Source organism: Methanoregula sp. PtaB.Bin085, assembly GCF_002067035.1.
Taxonomy (GTDB): Archaea; Halobacteriota; Methanomicrobia; order Methanomicrobiales; family Methanospirillaceae; genus Methanoregula.
Window position 1 is genome coordinate 1 of sequence record NZ_MVQB01000062.1, and the last position, 19,370, is coordinate 19,370.

At 55.6% G+C, this 19,370-nt stretch carries 22 protein-coding genes and 3 tRNA genes; 14 read left to right on the forward strand and 11 right to left on the reverse strand.

The genetic code is table 11. The features are described 5' to 3' along the window. Nucleotides 1–804: 804 nt before the first annotated feature. Together A4E33_RS13640 and A4E33_RS13645 are read left to right on the forward strand one after the other, a co-directional pair. Entirely contained in the window at nucleotides 805–1,530 is a 726-nt protein-coding gene (locus tag A4E33_RS13640; RefSeq protein WP_292348934.1) for a thymidylate synthase, read from the forward strand. A gap of 56 nt (nucleotides 1,531–1,586) precedes the next feature. Further along, nucleotides 1,587–1,659: transfer RNA gene (locus tag A4E33_RS13645), tRNA-Gln, on the forward strand. Nucleotides 1,660–1,709: 50 nt separating this feature from the next. Here the strand turns inward: A4E33_RS13645 and A4E33_RS13650 are convergent. The 4 genes from A4E33_RS13650 to A4E33_RS13665 all read right to left on the reverse strand — a co-directional run bounded on the left by A4E33_RS13650 (nucleotide 1,710) and on the right by A4E33_RS13665 (nucleotide 5,200). After that, a complete protein-coding gene (locus tag A4E33_RS13650) occupies nucleotides 1,710–2,429 on the reverse strand; it encodes a DUF1614 domain-containing protein (RefSeq protein ID WP_292348936.1) in 720 nt (239 codons plus the stop codon). Between the two features lie 8 nt (nucleotides 2,430–2,437). Then, nucleotides 2,438–3,055 carry a fibrillarin-like rRNA/tRNA 2'-O-methyltransferase gene (locus A4E33_RS13655; RefSeq protein WP_292348938.1) on the reverse strand — a complete coding sequence of 206 codons (618 nt, stop codon included), beginning with the start codon at nucleotides 3,053–3,055 and terminating at the stop codon, nucleotides 2,438–2,440. Then, nucleotides 3,052–3,915, reverse strand: coding sequence for an NOP5/NOP56 family protein (locus A4E33_RS13660; protein ID WP_292348939.1), 864 nt, complete (start codon nucleotides 3,913–3,915; stop codon nucleotides 3,052–3,054). Before A4E33_RS13660 ends, A4E33_RS13655 begins: the two co-directional genes overlap by 4 nt. A gap of 70 nt (nucleotides 3,916–3,985) precedes the next feature. Then, nucleotides 3,986–5,200: a tripartite tricarboxylate transporter permease gene (locus A4E33_RS13665; protein ID WP_292348941.1), complete on the reverse strand. Its 1,215-nt coding sequence runs from the start codon at nucleotides 5,198–5,200 to the stop codon at nucleotides 3,986–3,988. Nucleotides 5,201–5,277: 77 nt separating this feature from the next. On the opposite strand from A4E33_RS13665, the gene A4E33_RS13670 reads away from it, so the two are divergent. From A4E33_RS13670 to A4E33_RS13680, 3 genes are all read left to right on the forward strand, one after another. Then, nucleotides 5,278–5,973, forward strand: a complete 696-nt coding sequence (locus A4E33_RS13670) for a uroporphyrinogen-III synthase (RefSeq protein ID WP_292348943.1) — start codon at nucleotides 5,278–5,280, stop codon at nucleotides 5,971–5,973. Continuing rightward, the gene (locus tag A4E33_RS13675) at nucleotides 5,970–7,040 is read left to right on the forward strand and encodes an RNA-guided pseudouridylation complex pseudouridine synthase subunit Cbf5 (protein ID WP_292348945.1); all 1,071 of its coding nucleotides are present in this window, start codon (nucleotides 5,970–5,972) and stop codon (nucleotides 7,038–7,040) included. Before A4E33_RS13670 ends, A4E33_RS13675 begins: the two co-directional genes overlap by 4 nt. A 35-nt stretch (nucleotides 7,041–7,075) precedes the next feature. Beyond that, a tRNA-Ser gene (locus A4E33_RS13680) sits at nucleotides 7,076–7,159 on the forward strand. A 486-nt stretch (nucleotides 7,160–7,645) separates the two neighbouring features. Here A4E33_RS13680 and A4E33_RS13685 read toward each other — a convergent pair. From A4E33_RS13685 to iorA, 3 genes are read right to left on the reverse strand one after another with little or no spacing between them, the layout of a single operon-like run. Continuing rightward, the gene (locus A4E33_RS13685; RefSeq protein ID WP_292348947.1) at nucleotides 7,646–8,374 is read right to left on the reverse strand and encodes a site-specific DNA-methyltransferase; all 729 of its coding nucleotides are present in this window, start codon (nucleotides 8,372–8,374) and stop codon (nucleotides 7,646–7,648) included. After that, nucleotides 8,371–8,958 (reverse strand): indolepyruvate oxidoreductase subunit beta, encoded by a 588-nt coding sequence (locus A4E33_RS13690; protein WP_292348949.1) that lies wholly within the window; start codon nucleotides 8,956–8,958, stop codon nucleotides 8,371–8,373. The genes A4E33_RS13685 and A4E33_RS13690 overlap by 4 nt, the downstream gene beginning before the upstream one ends. Next, nucleotides 8,955–10,724, reverse strand: a complete 1,770-nt coding sequence (iorA, locus tag A4E33_RS13695; RefSeq protein ID WP_292348951.1) for an indolepyruvate ferredoxin oxidoreductase subunit alpha — start codon at nucleotides 10,722–10,724, stop codon at nucleotides 8,955–8,957. The genes A4E33_RS13690 and iorA overlap by 4 nt, the downstream gene beginning before the upstream one ends. Nucleotides 10,725–10,860: 136 nt before the next feature. On the opposite strand from iorA, the gene A4E33_RS13700 reads away from it, so the two are divergent. Further along, nucleotides 10,861–10,934, forward strand: a tRNA-Ile gene (locus tag A4E33_RS13700). A gap of 93 nt (nucleotides 10,935–11,027) precedes the next feature. On the opposite strand, the gene A4E33_RS13705 is transcribed toward A4E33_RS13700, so the two are convergent. Both A4E33_RS13705 and A4E33_RS13710 read right to left on the reverse strand, forming a co-directional pair. Continuing rightward, nucleotides 11,028–11,558 (reverse strand): hypothetical protein, encoded by a 531-nt coding sequence (locus A4E33_RS13705; protein ID WP_292348953.1) that lies wholly within the window; start codon nucleotides 11,556–11,558, stop codon nucleotides 11,028–11,030. Between the two features lie 131 nt (nucleotides 11,559–11,689). Then, a complete protein-coding gene (locus A4E33_RS13710; protein ID WP_292348955.1) occupies nucleotides 11,690–12,955 on the reverse strand; it encodes a radical SAM protein in 1,266 nt (421 codons plus the stop codon). A gap of 112 nt (nucleotides 12,956–13,067) precedes the next feature. Here A4E33_RS13710 and nadX point away from each other — a divergent pair, with 112 nt between their 5' ends. The 3 genes from nadX to A4E33_RS13725 all read left to right on the forward strand — a co-directional run bounded on the left by nadX (nucleotide 13,068) and on the right by A4E33_RS13725 (nucleotide 15,388). Next, nucleotides 13,068–13,826: an aspartate dehydrogenase gene (nadX, locus tag A4E33_RS13715; RefSeq protein WP_292349231.1), complete on the forward strand. Its 759-nt coding sequence runs from the start codon at nucleotides 13,068–13,070 to the stop codon at nucleotides 13,824–13,826. A 24-nt stretch (nucleotides 13,827–13,850) separates the two neighbouring features. Then, nucleotides 13,851–14,690 carry a carboxylating nicotinate-nucleotide diphosphorylase gene (gene nadC / locus A4E33_RS13720; protein ID WP_292348957.1) on the forward strand — a complete coding sequence of 280 codons (840 nt, stop codon included), beginning with the start codon at nucleotides 13,851–13,853 and terminating at the stop codon, nucleotides 14,688–14,690. A 137-nt stretch (nucleotides 14,691–14,827) separates the two neighbouring features. Beyond that, a complete protein-coding gene (locus tag A4E33_RS13725; protein WP_292348959.1) occupies nucleotides 14,828–15,388 on the forward strand; it encodes a HEAT repeat domain-containing protein in 561 nt (186 codons plus the stop codon). Nucleotides 15,389–15,480: 92 nt separating this feature from the next. On the opposite strand, the gene A4E33_RS13730 is transcribed toward A4E33_RS13725, so the two are convergent. Next, nucleotides 15,481–15,858: a hypothetical protein gene (locus A4E33_RS13730; protein WP_292348961.1), complete on the reverse strand. Its 378-nt coding sequence runs from the start codon at nucleotides 15,856–15,858 to the stop codon at nucleotides 15,481–15,483. A 70-nt stretch (nucleotides 15,859–15,928) separates the two neighbouring features. On the opposite strand from A4E33_RS13730, the gene A4E33_RS13735 reads away from it, so the two are divergent. Then, entirely contained in the window at nucleotides 15,929–16,171 is a 243-nt protein-coding gene (locus A4E33_RS13735) for a helix-turn-helix domain-containing protein (protein ID WP_292348963.1), read from the forward strand. A gap of 35 nt (nucleotides 16,172–16,206) precedes the next feature. Further along, nucleotides 16,207–16,476 carry a transcriptional regulator gene (locus A4E33_RS13740; RefSeq protein ID WP_292348965.1) on the forward strand — a complete coding sequence of 90 codons (270 nt, stop codon included), beginning with the start codon at nucleotides 16,207–16,209 and terminating at the stop codon, nucleotides 16,474–16,476. A 67-nt stretch (nucleotides 16,477–16,543) separates the two neighbouring features. On the opposite strand, the gene A4E33_RS13745 is transcribed toward A4E33_RS13740, so the two are convergent. Next, the gene (locus A4E33_RS13745; protein ID WP_292348967.1) at nucleotides 16,544–18,208 is read right to left on the reverse strand and encodes a phosphatidylserine/phosphatidylglycerophosphate/cardiolipin synthase family protein; all 1,665 of its coding nucleotides are present in this window, start codon (nucleotides 18,206–18,208) and stop codon (nucleotides 16,544–16,546) included. A gap of 63 nt (nucleotides 18,209–18,271) precedes the next feature. Here A4E33_RS13745 and A4E33_RS13750 point away from each other — a divergent pair, with 63 nt between their 5' ends. Genes A4E33_RS13750 through A4E33_RS13760 form a run of 3 tightly spaced genes read left to right on the forward strand, consistent with a single transcriptional unit; the run spans nucleotide 18,272 to nucleotide 19,366 of the window. Beyond that, nucleotides 18,272–18,889, forward strand: coding sequence for a uridylate kinase (locus tag A4E33_RS13750; protein WP_292348969.1), 618 nt, complete (start codon nucleotides 18,272–18,274; stop codon nucleotides 18,887–18,889). A 53-nt stretch (nucleotides 18,890–18,942) separates the two neighbouring features. After that, a complete protein-coding gene (locus tag A4E33_RS13755) occupies nucleotides 18,943–19,104 on the forward strand; it encodes a zinc finger domain-containing protein (RefSeq protein WP_292348970.1) in 162 nt (53 codons plus the stop codon). Nucleotides 19,105–19,108: 4 nt separating this feature from the next. Further along, entirely contained in the window at nucleotides 19,109–19,366 is a 258-nt protein-coding gene (locus A4E33_RS13760) for an elongation factor 1-beta (RefSeq protein ID WP_292348972.1), read from the forward strand. Nucleotides 19,367–19,370 lie beyond the last annotated feature (4 nt).

Here is a 19,370-nt window from a genome sequence, read left to right on the forward strand (position 1 = left end):
AGTAAGCCTGGTTCATGGCGTGAGTGACGTTAAGTCCCTCTTCACCAATGAAGATAGTGGCACCCTGGTTGATGATGGTCCCGTTTGCAAAGAGGGCGGCTGCCGATACCGGCATGACTGCCATCAGAACAAACAGAGCGACCGCAACGAGTGCAATCGTTAATCGCTTAGTCATGTGTTCTTTTCCTCCAAAGTTACATCATACATTTCAAGCCGCGAACCGCTTTCGACAAATGCCGAATAACGATTCTGCGAGCCCCATACTCCGTTTAGACGGAATATGAAACAGTATTTGTAAAAGAGCGAATATATCCTTTGTGGTTGTTTTTCAGACCTAATCAGGACGAGGATTTCGACCGTTTTCGCGATCGGGGCATTTTACACTGGTTTTTTATGATTGATTGCAACATGTCATGCAGATCGGATTCCCGGGCTAACCCATATTATAGGTAACAATATCGCGCAGGCAGTGTACTATAATATATTGTATACATACTGCACATTAATGTACAACTTTCTTCATTGAAAATGTTGTCGATAAAAATGAGTGAGAACTCATATCAGTAATCAGATTTCTGCGATTCTTTCATGACCCACGTATTCAGGGTTTCAAACGCCGGGAAGATATTCTATCCCTTTGATGGGATGCAGGATGGGGAATTTTATTCAGGGTAAAAAAGGTAACATACCAAAATAGCTGATTACAAAGATTCTAAGTATAAGTCTTTTTTTCAACCAGACGCCTCAAATCCCCTTCACAGCCGTTTCAACAGCTATACTAGGTATTATGGCCCAGCATTATGTATGAGAATTATCCGGGCACCAAGCATCGGGCATGCGCATGAGCTGGTGGTCAAGATGATCCTGGAGAAAGGGTGGATTCTCCGGACTGAAGATTCTGAAGCTACCGTTGAGTTCGAAGAAATTGCCATGCAGGTAGACACTCCTCTTGCAGAACCGATGACAAGCCCGCATTCCCGGTTCCAGCAGAAGTTTGTCGAACAGTACGCAAAAGACCTTCTGCAGGGATCCCATGCCTCGTTTGAATACGACTACCATGGCCGGCTCTTTGACTGGGGCGAACGTCTCGCAACAGAAGGGATTCCGGTGCATATCGACCAGATTGCCTATATTGTTGAAAAACTCCGGGCCTCACCGAATACACGAAGGGCTATTGCTATCACATGGAATCCCGTCATCGATGAAAAACTCGATGACTGCCCCTGTCTCCAGCTTATCCAGTGCACCGTGCGGGACGGCAGACTGCACATGCGGGTGGTTTTCCGATCGAACGACATGCTCACTGCTGCAGGTGCCAACATGTACGCGCTTGTCCAGCTCCAGAAATCCATCGCGGACCAGCTGAGCCTGCCCCTCGGCACCTATACCCACATTTCCCTTGTGCCCCATGTGTACTATATCCGGGACATGCACGATATCGAACCGTTCTGCGGGAAAGGGAAGTTCATCCACCCGATCCGTGAAGTCTGCAAAGCCTGCGGGGCGTGCGACCGGGCAAAAGGATCCTGACCGGATGATCTCCGTCACCTTAATTAAGCAACAGCGGCAAAAAGTATGAGGCATACAGCCCGGTAGTGTAGCGGTCAATCATAGGGGACTCTGGATCCTCTGACAGCAGTTCGAATCTGCTCCGGGCTACTTCTTTTCATTGCAGGTTCACATCTGGCATTTCTCACTGCGCTTCACCATCATGCTATAAGCGCCGGCAGGATGCAGCAGAGAAAGACCGCGCTGAACGACCCGTTTCCCCCGATACTGAATTCAGGAATGTCAAGATTCCGTACTCCGGGAAGATGCGCGAGATTCCCGCCGGCAAGTACCCCGAATGTCCCTCCTGCAAGTGCTGTTACCGCAGCAGCAAGACCTGTTCCACCACCCGAGAGAAAAAGCCCGGCAAGGAGGGCAGTGAGTGAGGGGATAAGGACAGAGATCTGGATTCCCGCCCCCGGGATCTCACGCGCTGAAATAAAGGAGATCGCCATACAGACAACTGTGCACAGGGCAACGGGAACCAGAAGGGGAATTCCGTTTGCCACAACTGCCTGGTATATCAGGTAGGCCGCGATGATGAGAGGGATTACCGCCCCTCCGAGATTGATCGAGACCACTGTCTCCCATACCGGCCAGCCCTCAGAGGAGTGTACCAGTTCATTCCCCTCAGCGTCCAGAGGAACCGCCCTGGTCATGTCACGACAGATACGGAAGAGCGGGATATTGACAAAACTGCCCGCAAGCATCAGCAGGACAAGTGCCAGTGACGCAATCCATGATAATCCAAGCCGCGTAAACGCGGTACCAATGATCCCGAGGAAAACCAGGGGGATCATACAAATGACAACAACAACGAGGAGAAGAATCACGAGTGCCGTCAATGGTCCTGCCGAGAAGTAACGGATGCCGCCGGCCATTATCCCGTTCACTCCCCGCGGATTTCAGGCTTTTTACAGACGATCGCTGCGTGATCCTGATGATACGGGGCAAGCCATACGCTCTCCAGGACAGAAAAACCGGCATTCTCCAGGGCCGCAAGGGTTTCATCAAAAACCGCTGTTGGATCTTTTCGTACATCCACGCTCCGGGTCTTGAGCATGAGTATGAGATATCCCCCGCCCCTGAGGAATACGCTGTTCCGGACAGCGATGGCAGCCTGGTCCGGCTGGGCAACATCCTGATACAGGATATCAACATATTCGACAACCGGCCGATATGTCTCAGGACACGTTGCGTCGGCCATGATCGGGATGACATTCCGGCGCCTGCGTGCAACCTCGATAAGGTCCTGCATCGGGCGCGGGGCGAACTCAACTGCATAGACAACCTCGACATAGTCTGCAACGTGAGATACCGTTGTCCCGTTCGCTGCGCCAAGGTAGAGCACCTTCAGTGAAGGTTCCAGTTCGACGCCTTTTCCAACATGATACAGCGCTGCGAGCTTGCTCCGGTACGGGTCCCATACACGGGCATCCGCGAGCATCCGCTCATTATAGACTCCCCCCTCGCCCCGGGAGACCAGCACATCGCCGATCCAGATCATGCCTCACCGCCTTTTCCGGCAGCATCGATATGCTCCTGGGCTTTTGCGAGGAACTCCGGATCGGCAGCTCCGCGGAAATGATCGAGACGTGCAGCAATCGCGAGTTTCCCCGACAAAACCCGGGCAACCCTCCCGCGGATACCGCGCGGGGCATTATGCACCCGCCGGTGCTGGAAGATGATGCCGTGCTTGGGTGACGGTGTCCGGGTCCTGATGTGCGCAAAGAGGGCTGTCCTTGCCCCCAGGACCTGGATCGCGCTCGCCGGGAGGCGGGAGAGCGGCTGAAGGCCTCCGGCATGGGCCATCAGGCGTGCGGCAACCAGACCGCCGATCAGGGCGCTGGTATTGGGCATCACTCCATTTGCCCGTGCCGAAACCTCTTTTGCAAGGGCGGTTCTCGTCTCGGCAAGCTGAGCGATCTCTCCGGCAACCTTTCCGAGCGCTCCCCGGCTCTTTTCCTGCATGGTCCGGATAAGGGTATGCGCAGGGATCCTTCGGTATTTCCGCGAGAACGCAGGGTGCCGTACCATGTACCAGTCCGTTGCCCGTTCAGAGAGAAGGTTGATAACCGTATCGATTTCATCGAGGGTCCGCACCATCTGCAACAGTTCCGCGTCCTTCCCGGAATACTGCTCCTTTACGGAACGCTCAGCGGCGGCGATACAGGCATCCTGCAGCAGGGCAAGGTACTCAGCCCGGTCGTGACAGAATCCGCAGGAGACTGCCGTCTGCCAGTCGGGTATTGCGCTGATATCCGTCCGGGTGGAGAGGGAGAGGATACGGCTGACAAGGGCACCGCGATCACCGGTAAACGGCTGGCATCGTCCGTCCGTAAAATCCCCAAACCAGTAGGACTGCATCGGAGCATAGATTTGGTGTTCGCGAGTATAAAACCATAGATCTGCGATGGCAGGATGCCAGCTATTCCCGTCAAATCCATGCGATTCCAAACGAGTACAGCATCACCGGGACCATGATTGCCCCCATGCAGTACATTCTCGGGACATTGACGAGATGGGGGACGAGACCGACCGCCGTTGCGAGCAGTAAAACCAGGAGTCCGAACGGGCCTGTCAGGACGATGCAGAGCAGGATAACAAAAGCTATGACACTCCGGTTCAGGGTTTTGCTGTCAAACCCGTTCAGCCGGCTTGCCGATGAAGAGAGCCTGACGGTGATTACGTAGGCAGCACATGCAGCAAGTATCCCGATGACCATCAGCTCCCCCATGGACGGCAGCGGGAGCTGAGAGAGTGCAGCCATCACACCATTGCGCATCCGGGAGAGGGCGAAGAGGGCGGCGAGGCCGATAAAGGCATTGGCAGTGTTCGCCGCACTCGTTGCGAGGATATAAGACCGCCGGTCTTTTTCATACCCGATCATGGAGGCAAGGACACCGTTTGCCGATGCTGTCGAGAGCCCGGGAAGCCACCCGACGGCAATACCCGCACCGGTCCCCAGCAGGGAATATTTCATCACGGCCGTATCCCCGATACGAAGCCCGCTGAAGTGCTGTTCCGGCAGGATTCCCCGTGACGAAACAAGGAGAACGGAGATACCGAACAGTCCCGAAAGGAGCGGCATGAGGATGGCGCTCCCGCCGGAGAGGGTATGCCAGGAAAGGAACGTGTAATGCAGGGTGAATATCCCGAGGATCCCGGAAAAAACAAAAATGGCAAGCGCCCAGCCCGGCGCCTCGCTGGTGACGATCATGTATCCGATGCAGGCAATGAGGAGTATTCCTATCCACCAGTCGAAAAACGGCTGGAGGGCGGGCAGGAGGAGGAAGCAGAGGATGGAAACCGGAACGGCAATGACGATGGCACAGGCACTTCCCAGTGCCGCGATCCGCACTGCTTCCTCCCCGTTCCCTTCAATGCAGAGGGCGTGTGCCGGCAGGACGGAGAGGGAAGTGTCGGCTTCCGGTATCCCGAGGAATGTGCTCGGGATCGCATCCACGAAGGTATGGGTGATCAGGGCCGCAAACAGGGTCCCGGCAAGAGCGACCGGGCCGAGAAGGGCGAGGAGGGGGGCCTGCAGGCCCAGCAGGACACCGGCAAGGGTGTTTGCGTGAACACCGGGGATGATCCCGCTGATGGTGCCGAGGAGCGCTCCCAGGAAGACGCCGAGCAGGATCTCCAGCATGAAAAGAGGTGGGGGAGAATGGACATAAATCAACCGAAATGCATACCCTCAATACGTAACGAGGCGATGGATCGGTAATGAAGATCGCAGTCACCCGGCTTGCGGGAAAGGAACAGAGCGATGCGGCGCGGTGTGCAGATGCAGGACACAGCTGCTACAGTGTCCACCCGCTGCGCTCGGTAGTCCGCGAGGATGCGATCACGGCCTTTGCCGATGCTGCCGGGAGGGGAGAATTCGACTGCGTCTTCTTTACGAGCGCCCTCCCGGCAAAACTTATTGCGCCCCGGCTGGACAGGTACCCCCGCGTCATCGCCATCGGGCCCCAGACTGCAGGCGAACTCCGCCGGCATAACATCGACTGCGAGGTTCTCACAAGCTTCTATTCCCGTGACTTCGTGCCCTATCTCGGGGAGTGGATCCGCGGTAAACGCATCGGGATTCCCCGGGCGGACGTGCCGAATCCCTCGCTCCTGGACGCGATTACCGCTGCAGGGGGTATCGCGAAGGAGTACCGGTGCTACACCCTTGAGCCGACGGGGGCCGAACTCGACCTTGCCGGGGCAGGTGCGGTCCTGTTCACCAGCGCAATGTCGTTTACAAAAGCCATCTGGGCACCGCGCCCGGACCTCCTCGTGATGGCAATCGGCGAGATAACTGCAGGGGCGATGCGGGCTGCGGGAACTAAACCGGCTGTCGTTGGCGACGGTTCCCTTGAAGGGACGCTCGCCGCGCTGAATTCATTCCTTGCGACACGAGGTGAGCCGGGACGATGACACCAGATGCAACGGCGACCGGCGCGGTCCATCTCTGGAGCCGGCCCGGGATCATCGTCATCGACAAGCCCCGGGGGCCCTCCAGCCACGAGGTGGCAGCCTGGGTGGGAAGGATGCTCGGGTGCCAGGTCGGGCACGCCGGAACCCTCGATCCACAGGTATCCGGGGTCCTCCTCGTCATGCTCGGCAACGCCGTCCGCCTCGCCCCCCTGCTGCTCCGGCACGACAAGGAGTACGTCTGCCTGATGCGGCTGCACGGGAACGCTGACCGCGACCGGATCCTGAAGCTTGCAGAAGAGTTCACCGGGAGGCTGTACCAGCGCCCCCCGCGGAAAAGCGCTGTCAAGCGCGCCCTCCGCATCCGCGAGATCCGGAGCCTCGCGATCCTCGGTATCGACGGGAGGCTTGTCCTGTTCCGCGTTGAGTGCGATGCCGGGACGTACATCCGCTCGCTCTGTCACCACATGGGCCTTGCTCTCGGTACCGGCGCCCACATGGTGGAGCTGCGGCGCACCCGGTCGGGTGCATTCGGGGAAGACAGGATGCATACACTCCATGACGTGCAGGACGCCGCAGTCTCTGCCCGCGGCGGAGACCCGGCTGCGCTGCAGGCCATGATCCTTTCCGTTGATGCGGCAGTCCCTGATCTGCCGATTGTTGTTATCCGCGACGCGGCCATTGATGCTGTCTGCCGGGGCGCACAACTCGCCGGCGTCGGCATCATCAGCATGAAAGAGTTCCGGCAGGGTGATACCGTTGCAGTCATCTCGCAGAAGAACGAGTTTGTCTGCCTCGGGAAAGCACTGGTGGCATCGACTGCATTCAAACCGGGAGACACCGGTCTCGTTGTTGCCCCCACGACGGTATTCCTGCAGCCCGGAACGTACCCCCGGGGCTGGACGAAATCCGGCAGGACCTTCCCTGAAAAAACGAAAACCCCAAAAAAATCAAAGCAGAAACCTGATCAGCGGCCTGCAGCGCGACAGGGGCCGCGATCGGTCCGCAAACCGTATGACAGGAAAGGTGCTGCGGGCGGCCGGCACCCCCAAAAGAAGAGATACCATTAAAAAAATACCCGGCATACCAATAGGATACACTTTTTGCTGAGGTAGTCTAGCGGTAGGGCGCAGGCCTGGAAAGCCTGTGGTGCGAAAGTGCCTCGGGGGTTCAATTCCCCCCCTCAGCGTTTCTTACCAGAACCACCGGTTTTTCACAGGGAACAGGGGGGGTCACCCCCCCTACCCCCCACCGAGAAATTTTTTGGGGGGGCTGACCCCCCCCTGGCAGGAGGTGGGGGGGTACAGGGGGGATCCCCTCCCCCCGTTGGCCGGATCAGACCCCCTTACTCAATAACGGATAAGACGCATTTTTTCCCGATCCCGTCAGAAGTTCCATGCGAATTGAAGGTATCGCGTGTGCGCAAACGTGTACGTTACTCATTTCCGGGGAGGGGGGTCTGCCCGGGACCCCCCCACCCGATTTTTTTCAAACGCGGAAGACCCCCCCTTCCGCATGGCAGGGGGGTGGGGGGTATCCCCCCTGTCAGACAAGAGAATCTGATGAGCCCTATCGCCGGTGAAGGGAGATCGGGAGTGGTGCCGGCCCTGATCGCAGGTGGGGGGGTGGGGGGTACCTCCCCCGTTTTATACAGTCCGGGGCGATCACCGGGCCCTCATCGACGGCCGGGTTTCCGGGACAGTGATTCGCGTGCAAACGCACAATATTCCGGAACAACCTCAAATCCGAGGAAGTGGCGCCCCCCGTCCCGGGCAACGGCCGCAACCGTCCCTGAGCCGAGGAACGGATCCAGAACAAGATCACCCGGATTACTGGAGTAATCAAGAATCTTTTTCACGAGTTCGGAGGGCAGTTTTGTCGGCGTCTTTTTCCTGCCCTTCCAGTACTCGCGGTTGATGACCCAGACATCTTCAGGGTAATGCTCGATCTTGTTGAAGGTATAGTGTTTCGGGTCCCTGACAACGAAGAGGATGTGATAGTGGCTGGTCACATATTTTTTCTTCGTGAACACACCGAACTGGTATTTCCAGATGATGTGGTTGATGGTCGTGAGCCCTGCCTCGTCGACCCCCTCGAGGATGTCACGGAGCCGGTTCCAGCCGGAGAAGATGTACATGCTCCCTTCAGGAGAAAGGACCCTCGCTGCTTCCGTGATCCACCGCCGTGTGAATTCCCCGTACTCTTCCCCGGGGATCTCCCGGTAGCCCTCAAGAACATGGCTGCCGGTCCGGTTATAATTCAGGCGCTGGGCTTTGAAGTCGATGGCAAACGGGGGGTCCGTGACGATGAGGTCGACAATCCCGTCAGGCACCTGCGGGAGGAGATCGAGCGCATCCCCTTCGTATACCATATCCTCGCGGAACGGCCCGAGGTCACGGTTCATCTGAACGTACCGCCGGCGTTCCGGCCGGCCTCGAAGGCCTTTGCGTTGATCTCCACGGTCTTCTTCGGGACGAGCCGCTTTACTGCTTCGAGCAGGGATTCCGGTTTCAGGGGCATGACGCCGGCTGCCGCACCCAGCATCACGACGTTTGCCGAGAGCGGGCTTCCTGCGGCTATGGCAAGGGAATCGGCATCGAGTAGGCAGAGGGCGTGCTTCTTCAGCTCAGCCACGATCTCTGCTTCCGAGGGAGCTTTCAGTTTCTGCGTGAAGACCGATGTCGGGAGCACGAGGTGGTTGTTCACCACCATCTTCCCGTCAGGTTTCAGGTAATGCGAATACCGGAACGCTTCGAGAAGGTCGAAGGATATGAGCAGGTCGGCCTGCCCCGGGGTGATGAGGGGGCCGAACTCGCCGCCAATCCGTATATGGCTCTCGACAGAGCCGCCCCGCTGGGCCATGCCGTGGGTTTCGGCACCCCTGATATGCCGGTTCTCGATGAGGCAGGCTTCGCCAAGGATGTTCGAGGCAAGGATAGTACCCTGTCCGCCGATCCCGACGATCAGGATATCGTAACTGCCGCTCATTTCTTCCCCTCCCGCCCGATGGCACCGGCAGGGCAGAGCTGTGCACAGACCGAACACCCGCTGCAGAGATCATTGATACGTGCTTTCTCATCCGAGAACTCAATGGCGGGGCAGCCGAACCGCACGCAGGTCCCGCAGCCGGTGCAGGCTTCCGCATCCACCGTGTACCTCCCCCGTTTCACGCCGGCCCGGCGGGCCGTTATGACGCACATCTGCCGGGCGATGATGACCTTCACTCCTTTCCGTTTTTTCGCTTCCTGCAGCACGTTCACCGTACCGGTGATATCAAAGGGATCCACGGTCTCGACAAAGGTCACACCGCAGGCACGGCAGATCGCGTCCAGAGAGACCGCGGGAATTTCCACACCACAGGCCGTTGCACCGGAATTCGGGTTGGGCTGGTGGCCGGTCATCGCCGTGATCCGGTTGTCGAGGATGACGACGGTCATATCCGCACCGTTGTAGACCGCGTTCATCAGCCCCTGGATGCCGGTGTGGAGGAACGTGGAATCCCCTATCGTGCAGATAATATCCCGTGGTTCCCCGGAGTGTGCGATCCCGCTTGCAACGGTGATCGATGCTCCCATGCAGATACAGGTATCGACAGTACCGAGCTGGAGACCGAGGGTATAACACCCGATATCGCTCGGGTAAATGGCGTCTTTGAAGACTTTCTTCATTGCGTAGAACATCCCGCGGTGCAGGCAGCCGGCGCAGAGGATCGGGGGGCGCGGGGGGAGGTCCTGCACGGGTGCTGCGGGTGCGAACGGGCTCTTTTTAAGGAACCCGGCCTTCTCCATGATTGCGGCGACGGTGGCAGGCGACAACTCCCCTTCGTACGGGGCATACCCGTTCTTCTTGCCAAAAACCGGGACGGTCCCTGCAACCTGCCGGACAATTTCCTCGACCTCGGGTGCGAGTTCCTCGATAACGAGAACCTTCTCGTGCTTTCTGACGAAATCCCCCAGCCATTCCTCATCGATCGGGTAGGCCCCGATCTTCATGAACGAAACACCGGCAGGGAGCAGCTCCTGCACGTACGACGCCCCGATGCCGCTCGCGATGATCGCCGTCTTCCCGCGGATTTCGTACCGGTTAAATCCTTTCTCAACAAGCCGCTTCCGTATCGCCGGCTGCTTCTCGTTGAGTTTCTTATGGAGGACCCGCGTGTGAGCGGGAATGACAACATACTGGCGGGGATCCTTGTGGAACTCTCCTTTTCTTCCTCCCGGAACTGCCGGTCCAAGATCCACATCGCCCTTCGAGTGGCAGATACGGGTTGTCGGGCGGAATATCACGGGAACTCCGAATTCTTCGGACAGGGGAAACGCTTCAAGGATCATGTCGTGCGCTTCCTGCACGCTCGCCGGGTCGAGGCAGGGCACCCGTGCGAAATGAGCATAACAGCGGGTGTCCTGTTCGTTCTGGGAACTGTGGGCAAACGGGTCGTCGGCACTCATGATGACGAGTCCCCCGGTAACTCCGGTATATGCGCTTGTCATGAGGGGATCGGCAGCCACGTTCAGCCCTACATGCTTCATGGTGCAGAGGGCACGGACACCGCACCAGGCTGCAGCAAGGGCATTCTCCAGCGCCACCTTCTCGTTGACCGACCATTCGACATAATATGGACGGTCCGGCTGTACTCGCAGGGTATCGATCACTTCCGACGACGGAGTGCCGGGATACCCGCTGATAAAATCCACGCCGGATTCGACACAGGCATGAGCAATCGCTTCGTTTCCGAGGAGATATCTTCGTTCCATGATCCCATATCCGTATAAGTACCGTGGTTTTTGTGTACATATCCCTATCTGAGGGGATTCTGTCATTCTGTCTGGGATTCACAACCTATAAAAACTCTGATGGAGTAGTAATTAGGGTAAATTCACGGCAACTTCTGGGCCCGTAGCATAGCCAGGTGGTGCGCCCGGCTGATAACCGGGAGGTCATGTGTTCGAATCACATCGGGCCCATTCTTATCCTTTTTATCACAGCGAATCCGTCAGCGGATGCAGGAAACCGAAACCGGCTGAAATACCTGTAGCAAAAAAGAAAGACCTGAAAATTCAGGTTTTTTTGGCTGTGATATATCCGAGCACAGTGTCGAGGGCCCGGATCAGGGCCTCTTCGCCTTTCAGGTAATCATGCATTGCTGAATAAAGCATGAACATGACATCGTACCCGTATTCATCGATAGCCCGCCGCGGCTCCAGCGGTTTCAGGTACGAGTCCGTGAGGAACCCGTCGAAACTGTACATCAGTTCGAACAACTCGCCGTCTTCAGAAAGGACGCAGAACTGGTCGGTGACCGGCATCTGGGGATTGTCGGGACGGACACCGGGCGTTTCGGTTTTCCCGAGGATGATCATCTTCTGGGGGTAATACTGGGGGTGGTAAATCTCACCCTTGTTGTCCTGTTTTCCTTTCTTGAGCATGCTGATGCCGATGGTCTTCACAAGGGGAGCTGCCGTTTCGGCCATGCGGGAGAGGAGTTTTGCATCGTTCTTCCGTACCTCTTCAGAGTATTCCGTCTCCCCCTTTTTCAGTTCGTCGATCTTTTCGAGAATCTTTGCAAATCCGGTTTCTATCTCATCCATCGGGGTCACCTGTCACGGTACGTATTCGCTCAGGGATAGGGAATGTTATTACTCAGGGTATAAAACCACTTGGATTGGATTGCCGGATACAGATCCATGCCTGCCTGATATCTGCCGCATGACCGTGACGATCAGGAAACACGTTCCCCGATAAAAAAATATTTTCTGTCTGCTTTCAGGATCGCTTTTCCACAGAATCCTACCGGCAGGTCTTCACGGAGGACAATCCCGGTATATTCTGGTGAGCGCGCCATAACCGATCCCTTCCGGAGCAATTCCGTAACTGTGAACGGGACGGTCCTGCCGATCTGCGCGCCATTCATGGCGGAATATACCTCTTCGGCAACAGCATTCATGGCCCGGGACCGGTCTTTCTTGATATGATCCGGGAAGTCCTCTTTCCGGGAAACGGGAGTGAACGGCCTGCGGGAAAACCGGGTTACATTGACCTTTGCCGGCCGCACCCTCCGGATCAGGTCGAGGGATGCCTGAAAATCGGCCGGAGACTCCCCACAAAAACCTACGATCATGTCTGTGGCAACCGTGATCTCAGGGTATCGTTGCCGGAAGGCACTGACTATCCCCTCAAATTCGGCCACGGTATAGTCCCTGCCCATACGCCTGAGTATCCCGTCTGATCCGGACTGGACCGGGATGTGGATGAACCTGAAGATATGGTCGCCGGAAAAAGCATCTATGAGATCACCGGTCTGTCCCTTCACGGTTGCCGGGTTCATCATACCCACGCGGATCCGGTGCTGCCCGGGGATCCGGTCAAGTGCTGTAAGGAGCTCCGGCAGCGAGTCCCCGGTATCCTGCCCCCACGCGCTGACGTCCTGCGCGGTCAGCTGGATCTCCCGTACACCGGCACGGATAAATGCCCGCACCTGACTGAGAATCTCCTTTTTGGGAAAACTCTTCAGCGGACCCCGTGCAAACCGGGTTATGCAGTACGTGCAGGTGCCCGAACAGCCCTGCGCCAGCTGGACGATACCGATTCCGCCTCCTGCGACCGATCCGAGGGGGCGGTAGAGTTCCTGAATTATTTCCGGATCGATTATCACGGGTGAACACACGCTGAGAATTGCTTCGCGCTGGACTCTGGGCATGCAGCCGGTTACAATAAGGTCACGGTCCCTGAAACCCGCGAGCCGGCGGAGCATCCTCCGCTCTGTCGGCCCGACAACGGTGCAGGTATTCATGATTATGACCTCTGCGTCATCGGGACTCTCCCTAAAAAAACAACCCTGGGATCGCAGGACTTCCACCAGTTTTGCCGTATCCCCGAAGTTGAACCGGCAGCCATAGGTTTCTATGTAGACGGAACGGTTGCGAAGATTTTGCAGGGATTCCAGCGCTTTTCGGGTTTCTGTTCCCTGTTCTTTGGCGGTGCTCATTCCTGATCCTGTGGATCCGTTGATCGTAATCCCTAATAATGCCGGTTTCTGCATATATCATCGCGCCGTCTAAGCACAATGCTTAACCGATGACACCCGTAATCTGATAATGATGATGAAGATCGGGCTGCTTGGCTGTGGCAATATCGGGCATATCATTGCCGAGCATGCATCCGGTTTTACGATCACCGCCGTCTACGACAAAATTCCGGAACGGTCGCAGGAGATCGCCCGGATCTCCGGCGCGCAGGCATTTGACGATTTTGAATCCTTCATCAGGGCAGATACCGATGTTATCGTCGAGGCAGCATCGGTCGTTGCTGTCTGGATGCATGCTGAGGATGTCCTGTCCCGTAAAAAGAAGCTCATTATTATGAGCGTGGGTGCGCTTGCCGACATGGCGTTCCGGGAACGGATCCGCTCGACTGCACTTTCGTCAGGGACAAAGGTCTACATACCGAGCGGGGCAATTTTCGGTCTTGACAACCTGAAAGTCGGCAGGATCTCGAAGATTACCCGCCTTCTCCTCCGTACCACCAAGAGCCCGGCGTCCCTGAATATCGTGGCAAAGGAGAGGAAACTGATCTTCTCGGGGAAAGCCAATGAATGCATCAAAGCATTCCCGAAGAATGTCAATGTCTCCGTTGCAATGAGCCTTGCCGCCGGCCAGGATACCGATGTGGAGCTCTGGGTGGATCCGGCAGTCGACCGGAACGTGCACGAACTTTTTGTTGAAGGAGATTTCGGGGAGGCACATATCGAAGTAACCAACGTACCGTCGCCCGACAACCAGGCCACAAGTTATCTCGCTGCCCTCTCGATCCTCTCGCTTCTGGAGAGAATGAATGATCCCATTGTCGTCGGTACATAATTGCAATGAACAGGCGGGGAACTGATGATCCCTTTGGAATACCTGCTCCGGTTTATTGAGGAGGATACCCCGTATGGGGATATTACCTCAGAAGCAGTTATTCCGGACTGTTGCTGCCGTGCGGTGATACGGGCCGAACAGAACGGGATTATTGCGGGTATTGCAGAAGCTTCTGCCCTCTTTTCACATTTCGGGATCGCGGTAAAGCAGAAAAAGATGGATGGAGATACCGTCAGATCGGACGATGTCGTCCTTTCGCTTTCAGGGAATGCACGGGCGATCCTTCTCGTTGAAAGGACCGCCCTCAACATTATCGGCAGGATGAGCGGGATTGCGACACAGACAAAAAAGTTCTCCGATATCGTTGCCTCTGTAAATTCCCGGTGCAGGATTGCAGCCACCCGGAAAACGGCCCCCGGTCTCCGGGCCCTTGACAAAAAAGCAGTGCAGCTTGGCGGCGGCGACCCGCACCGGATGAGCCTCAGCGACGGCATCCTGATTAAGGACAACCACCTTGCCCTTGTCCCGCTCTCAAAAGCAATCCAGGCAGCGAAGGCCGCATCGGCATACCGTAAAATCGAAGTTGAGGTTGAGACCCCGCGTGATGCCCTGACCGCTGCAAAGACAGGAGCTGATATTATCCTGCTTGATAACATGACACCCCTCCTTGTCAAAACCACTCTCGCGAACCTTAAACGTGCCGGCCTCCGCGACCATGTCACCATCGAATTATCAGGGGGGATCACTGAGACAACGCTCCCGGAGTATGCAACGCTCGACGTCGATACCATCAGCATGGGTGCACTCACCCATACAGTCAGGAATTTTTCTATCACCCTGGAAATACTTCCCGACGACCACTAACTGACCGTTTCCTGCTTTTCAGAAGATCCCGGTATCTTGTTCTGTCCCTCTTTCCCGCAACCGCAGATTCGCCGCTTCAAACAATAAGGAATACTTTAATCGTGCGATACTACGTATGGGTGGCTTAAGAGGGATGTATGGGCAATACTGAACCGCAGAGTACCATTTTGGAACGGGCTGAGCCAGAGCCGGAGACACCTGAAGTCAGCGAGGAAAGACACCGGAAACGGGTTGCTGGATATATCCAGCTGCTGAAGGATGAAAACCTCAACTTCCGGTGGCGTGCCGCCGAGGCGCTTGGTGATCTTAAGGATCCAGACGCGGTCGAACCGCTCATCGAGGCGCTCCGGGACCCGTTCGTCGATGTCCAGTGGCTTGCAGCCAAATCCCTCGGAAAGATCGGGGACCCCCGTGCCGTCGGGCCACTTATCGATGCTCTCAAATCCGGAGATAAATGGCTCCGCACCGGGGCGGCGTGGGGTCTTGGGAAACTCCGCGATACCCGGGCGGTAGATCCCCTGATCCTGCTCTTAAAGGATCCCAAGAAGATTGTCCGGAAAAATGCAGCCTGGGCACTGGGAAATATTGGCGACAGGCGGGCGGTCCCGGCGCTGACGGAATGCCTTGGCGATTCTGACAGCGATGTGCAGGAAGCGGTAAATGCTGCACTGGCGTCAATCTCCGGAAATCCATCGTGAGACTGATGATGATTCCTCATAAGAAATCATCACAACCAGGGAAATGAGATACCTGATTGTACCATATTCACCGCGTTACCGGTCAGGGAGAATCACGGGGAATTTACTGACGATACCCGGACATCCCCGGGATCACTGATAACTATCTCCTTTTTTCCCTGATATGTCTGGACTGTTCCGTATACGAAGATCCGGTCCCCTTTCTGGAGGGTGATGTCCTGTACAACCTGCGCCGGCAGAAAAACGGAGGTATTTTTAACGGTCACGATCATATGTCCCCCGCTTTTTGTAAGAATGATCTGGTCGATCTCCCCCTCGAAAAATACCAGATCGCCATCGGATGAATTGTCGGTATACGGGCGCGAAAACGGCTGCTTCCCAAGACCCGAAAGGATGAGATGTGTTGCCGTTACCGCGACTGCAACAGCCACCAGCAGGATTATGGCTACCCGCTCCTGGCGTTCGAACATGGATGAATATTGAGAACGGGGGTTTAAATGATCGATAGCTTGATATGTTAACACTGTTAACATCAGTACCATGACACCCACACAACTCCCCCCGTCCTCGCTGACGGTTATGGAGATACTGGATCAGGGCGGCGCGATGACCCACAAGGATCTCGTGCAGAAGACCCACCTCGCACCAAGGACCGTGCGCTATGCACTGAAGAAACTCAAGGAGCGGCAACTCATCATCGAGAAGTTTAACTTCCGTGATGCCCGCCAGATCATCTACCAGAACCGGAATGCCCTCGATAACAAACAGCCAGCGTGCGTATGACCAGACATACCTGTACTCTCATGCATTGCGACTCCATGGTCAGAACTCTGCTTCCGCCCATGCGGGCAGAGATGGTATCCCGGCTGGTACAGAAGCAGGGGCTCAGCCAGAGTGATGCTGCAAAAAAACTGGGCGTCACGCGGGCGGCAGTCTGCCAGTACCTGAGCAGGAAACGAGGGGCAGGTGAAGTCGAGATCTCAAGCGAACTCGACCTGATGATAGACCGCTGGGCTCTCGCCGTTGTAACCGGTGAAAGCGACATCAACCTGTGTGACGTGTGCCAGTGTGCACTCAAAAAAATCTGAAGTCCTGACTCTTTTCATTCATTCCCGGAAAAAATGTGGTAAATGCCAGGCGAGAGATTATGCCTGTTTACAGTATCTGACGACGGATATAAACGGCAAACAGGAACAGGAGAACCAGGATACCAACAGCGATTCTGACATAATCTGGTGCAGGTTTCTTATTATTTGCCACCGGGTTCCAGTCGTCATCGAAAACCGCACGAAAATACCGGGCTGCTCCGGGGTGGTCGATGATGACACCAGCCTCACGGTTGAATACAGGTGAGTTGCTGTTCCAGTTGATACTGCTGACCAGTACGCGTTCATCGTCAACAATAATGCCTTTATTGTGTATTTTTTCTACAGGACTGATCGAGAGATCGATGCATTTCGCTTCCAGAGGGAGATGTTCTGCGGCAGCGATACGGTTGATAAGTACGGCCATTTCATCATTGTTGCCGGGCCCTTCAACATTATACCAGTATGAGTCGAGCAGTATCCGGACATGAACCCCCCGGCGCGAGGCATTTATTGCAGATGAAAGATAGGGATTGAGGGTGAGCCGGCTTTCGTTTTTAATATACGCCTGCTCGATCTCGATACTCGACCTGGCACGGTCAAGCATCTCCGTAATCTGGTAACTTGTGTCGGGTGCTATAACAGGAATGACTGTGGCACCTTCGAAAATGGCAGGAGTGAATTCGGCAGGATATTTTTCTGATAATGCCGGTTCGGCTTTTCCCGCCGTCCCGGAATACGGAACAACCGACCGGCTTCCGATATCAGTAAAAAAAATTCCGGTGAAATAGTGGGCCAGACCAGAATTTCTGATATGGACACCCCAGCCGCGATTGCCACTCATCCCCTTTGGTGGCAACCCGCTGTTCTTGAAATTCTCACTGGTAACGAGAATCGACGTATTGTCTATCACGATGTATTTGGCGTGGTCGTACCGGTAGGGCGCATGATCTGTGGCAGTCGAGACCATGGACATGACGGGAATGCCGCTCCGGTTGACGGTCCAGACCAGCGATTTTTCAGCGGGACTGATTCCGCCGACCGGACCTCCCTCAATGAGGACACGGACATCCACACCCCTTGTTTTTGCCGCAACCAGCGATTCTCCAAGAAAGGAACTGGAAAATTCGTACATATTGACATAGGCTGAAGCTGATGCGTTGTCTAATACCTGACGGAAAACCTCACCAGCGCAATCAGGAGACACAAAGGTTGTTACCGAGGCATTATGGAATACTGCCGGCTCAAACCGCGACTGCCCTATCAGAAGGACACGGCGATCCCAGGTCCCGTTCTCCAGATAATGCACCTGTCCCTCGCGAGGCCTCACATCCTCCGGCCACGAAACACTCTGGACAGCGTTATTATTTTTATACAAAACCAGTTCATCGCGGGTGTTTGCAAGGCGGAGTGGATCTCCGTTGATCACATTAGGGACATCCGGGGAATAATCCAGCCATTCGAAATCCGGATACCTGCCATGGGTCTGGTTATACGCTACCGCGTTTCGGGCTACAGTAACATATCCCCGGATTACAGTCCCCGGGGGGAACCGGAATCCCCCGTGATTATCTGATAGGGATATATCATCGAGCGTCCCATTACCGGAAAGGACAATATATTCATCAGCATCCTCGTGGAGGTAAGGGTCGGGACAGAACTCGACAATCTGTACCGCGCCACTGGTATGCATCACACACAAAAGAACGACACTCAGGGCGAGCATGATGCGCATGGAAAATCAGGTTGTATACAATTCCATATTAATATACTGAAATAATATTCTGAGGTGCCCCACATGAGCAAAACATCATCCTGTCGTTGTCCGAGTTCCCCGCTTGTCGTAAAACTCGGGGGAAGCCTCTGTCCGCACGTCCCAGAACTGGCCACGGTCTTCCGCAATTCAGCCAGACCCCTTGTCATCGTACCCGGAGGGGGCCCGTTTGCAGATGCTGTAAGAAAAGTACAGACAGATGATGATTCGGCACACTGGATGGCGGTTGCTGCAATGGACCAGTATGGCTGGTATATTTCCTCATATGGGATTGGAACGACGGCATCTCTCCAGGTACCGGATCGACCCGCTGTTCTCCTGCCCTATTGCAGCGTGCGACAGTACGATCCGCTGCCTCATTCTTGGGATGTCACTTCAGATTCGATTGCGGCCTGGGTAGCAAATGTACTCGGCCTTGACCTTCTGGTCCTGAAATCGGTCGATGGGCTCTTTGAACAGGGGAACCTTATGGAATGGGTAACGACGAGGAGGGACACAGACGTTGTCGATCCGTTTTTTATTCCGTTTGTACTGAAAAAAAAAGTAACGACAACAATTATCAACGGGGCCTGTCCTGGCCGCGTCAGGCATTTTTTAAAAGGGGATGTGGTCCCGGGAACATGGATTGGTACAACCTTTTAAAGGTTTCAAGAGAGATACTATAGGAATCTACAGGAATCCCTGGAGGAGCATAAATGTCTGACAAGAAATGTACATCCTGCAACGCCCCGCTTGCTGAAGAGGGGGCAACTGAGTTCGGGTGCCCGGCCTGCGGCGCGGAGATCTGCCGCTGTTACCGGTGCCGCGAGCAGAGTATCTCATATACCTGCCCGAAATGCGGATTCGGGGGACCGTAACGACATGGGCAGTGTTGCAGTCATCATGAGGGTCATGCCGGAGTCTCCGGAAGTCGACCTTGAACAGCTGAAAACGGCCCTGAAGCAGAAGCTGCCGGGTATTCAGGACATGAAAGTGGAACCGATCGGTTTCGGGCTCAAGGCAATCAAGTTCGCTGCGATCATCAATGATGCCGGCGGGGAGACCGACAAACTCGAGTCGTCCTTAAGTACAATCCCCGGCGTAGAACGCGCAGAAATTATTGAAGTAACGCTGAACTGATTTG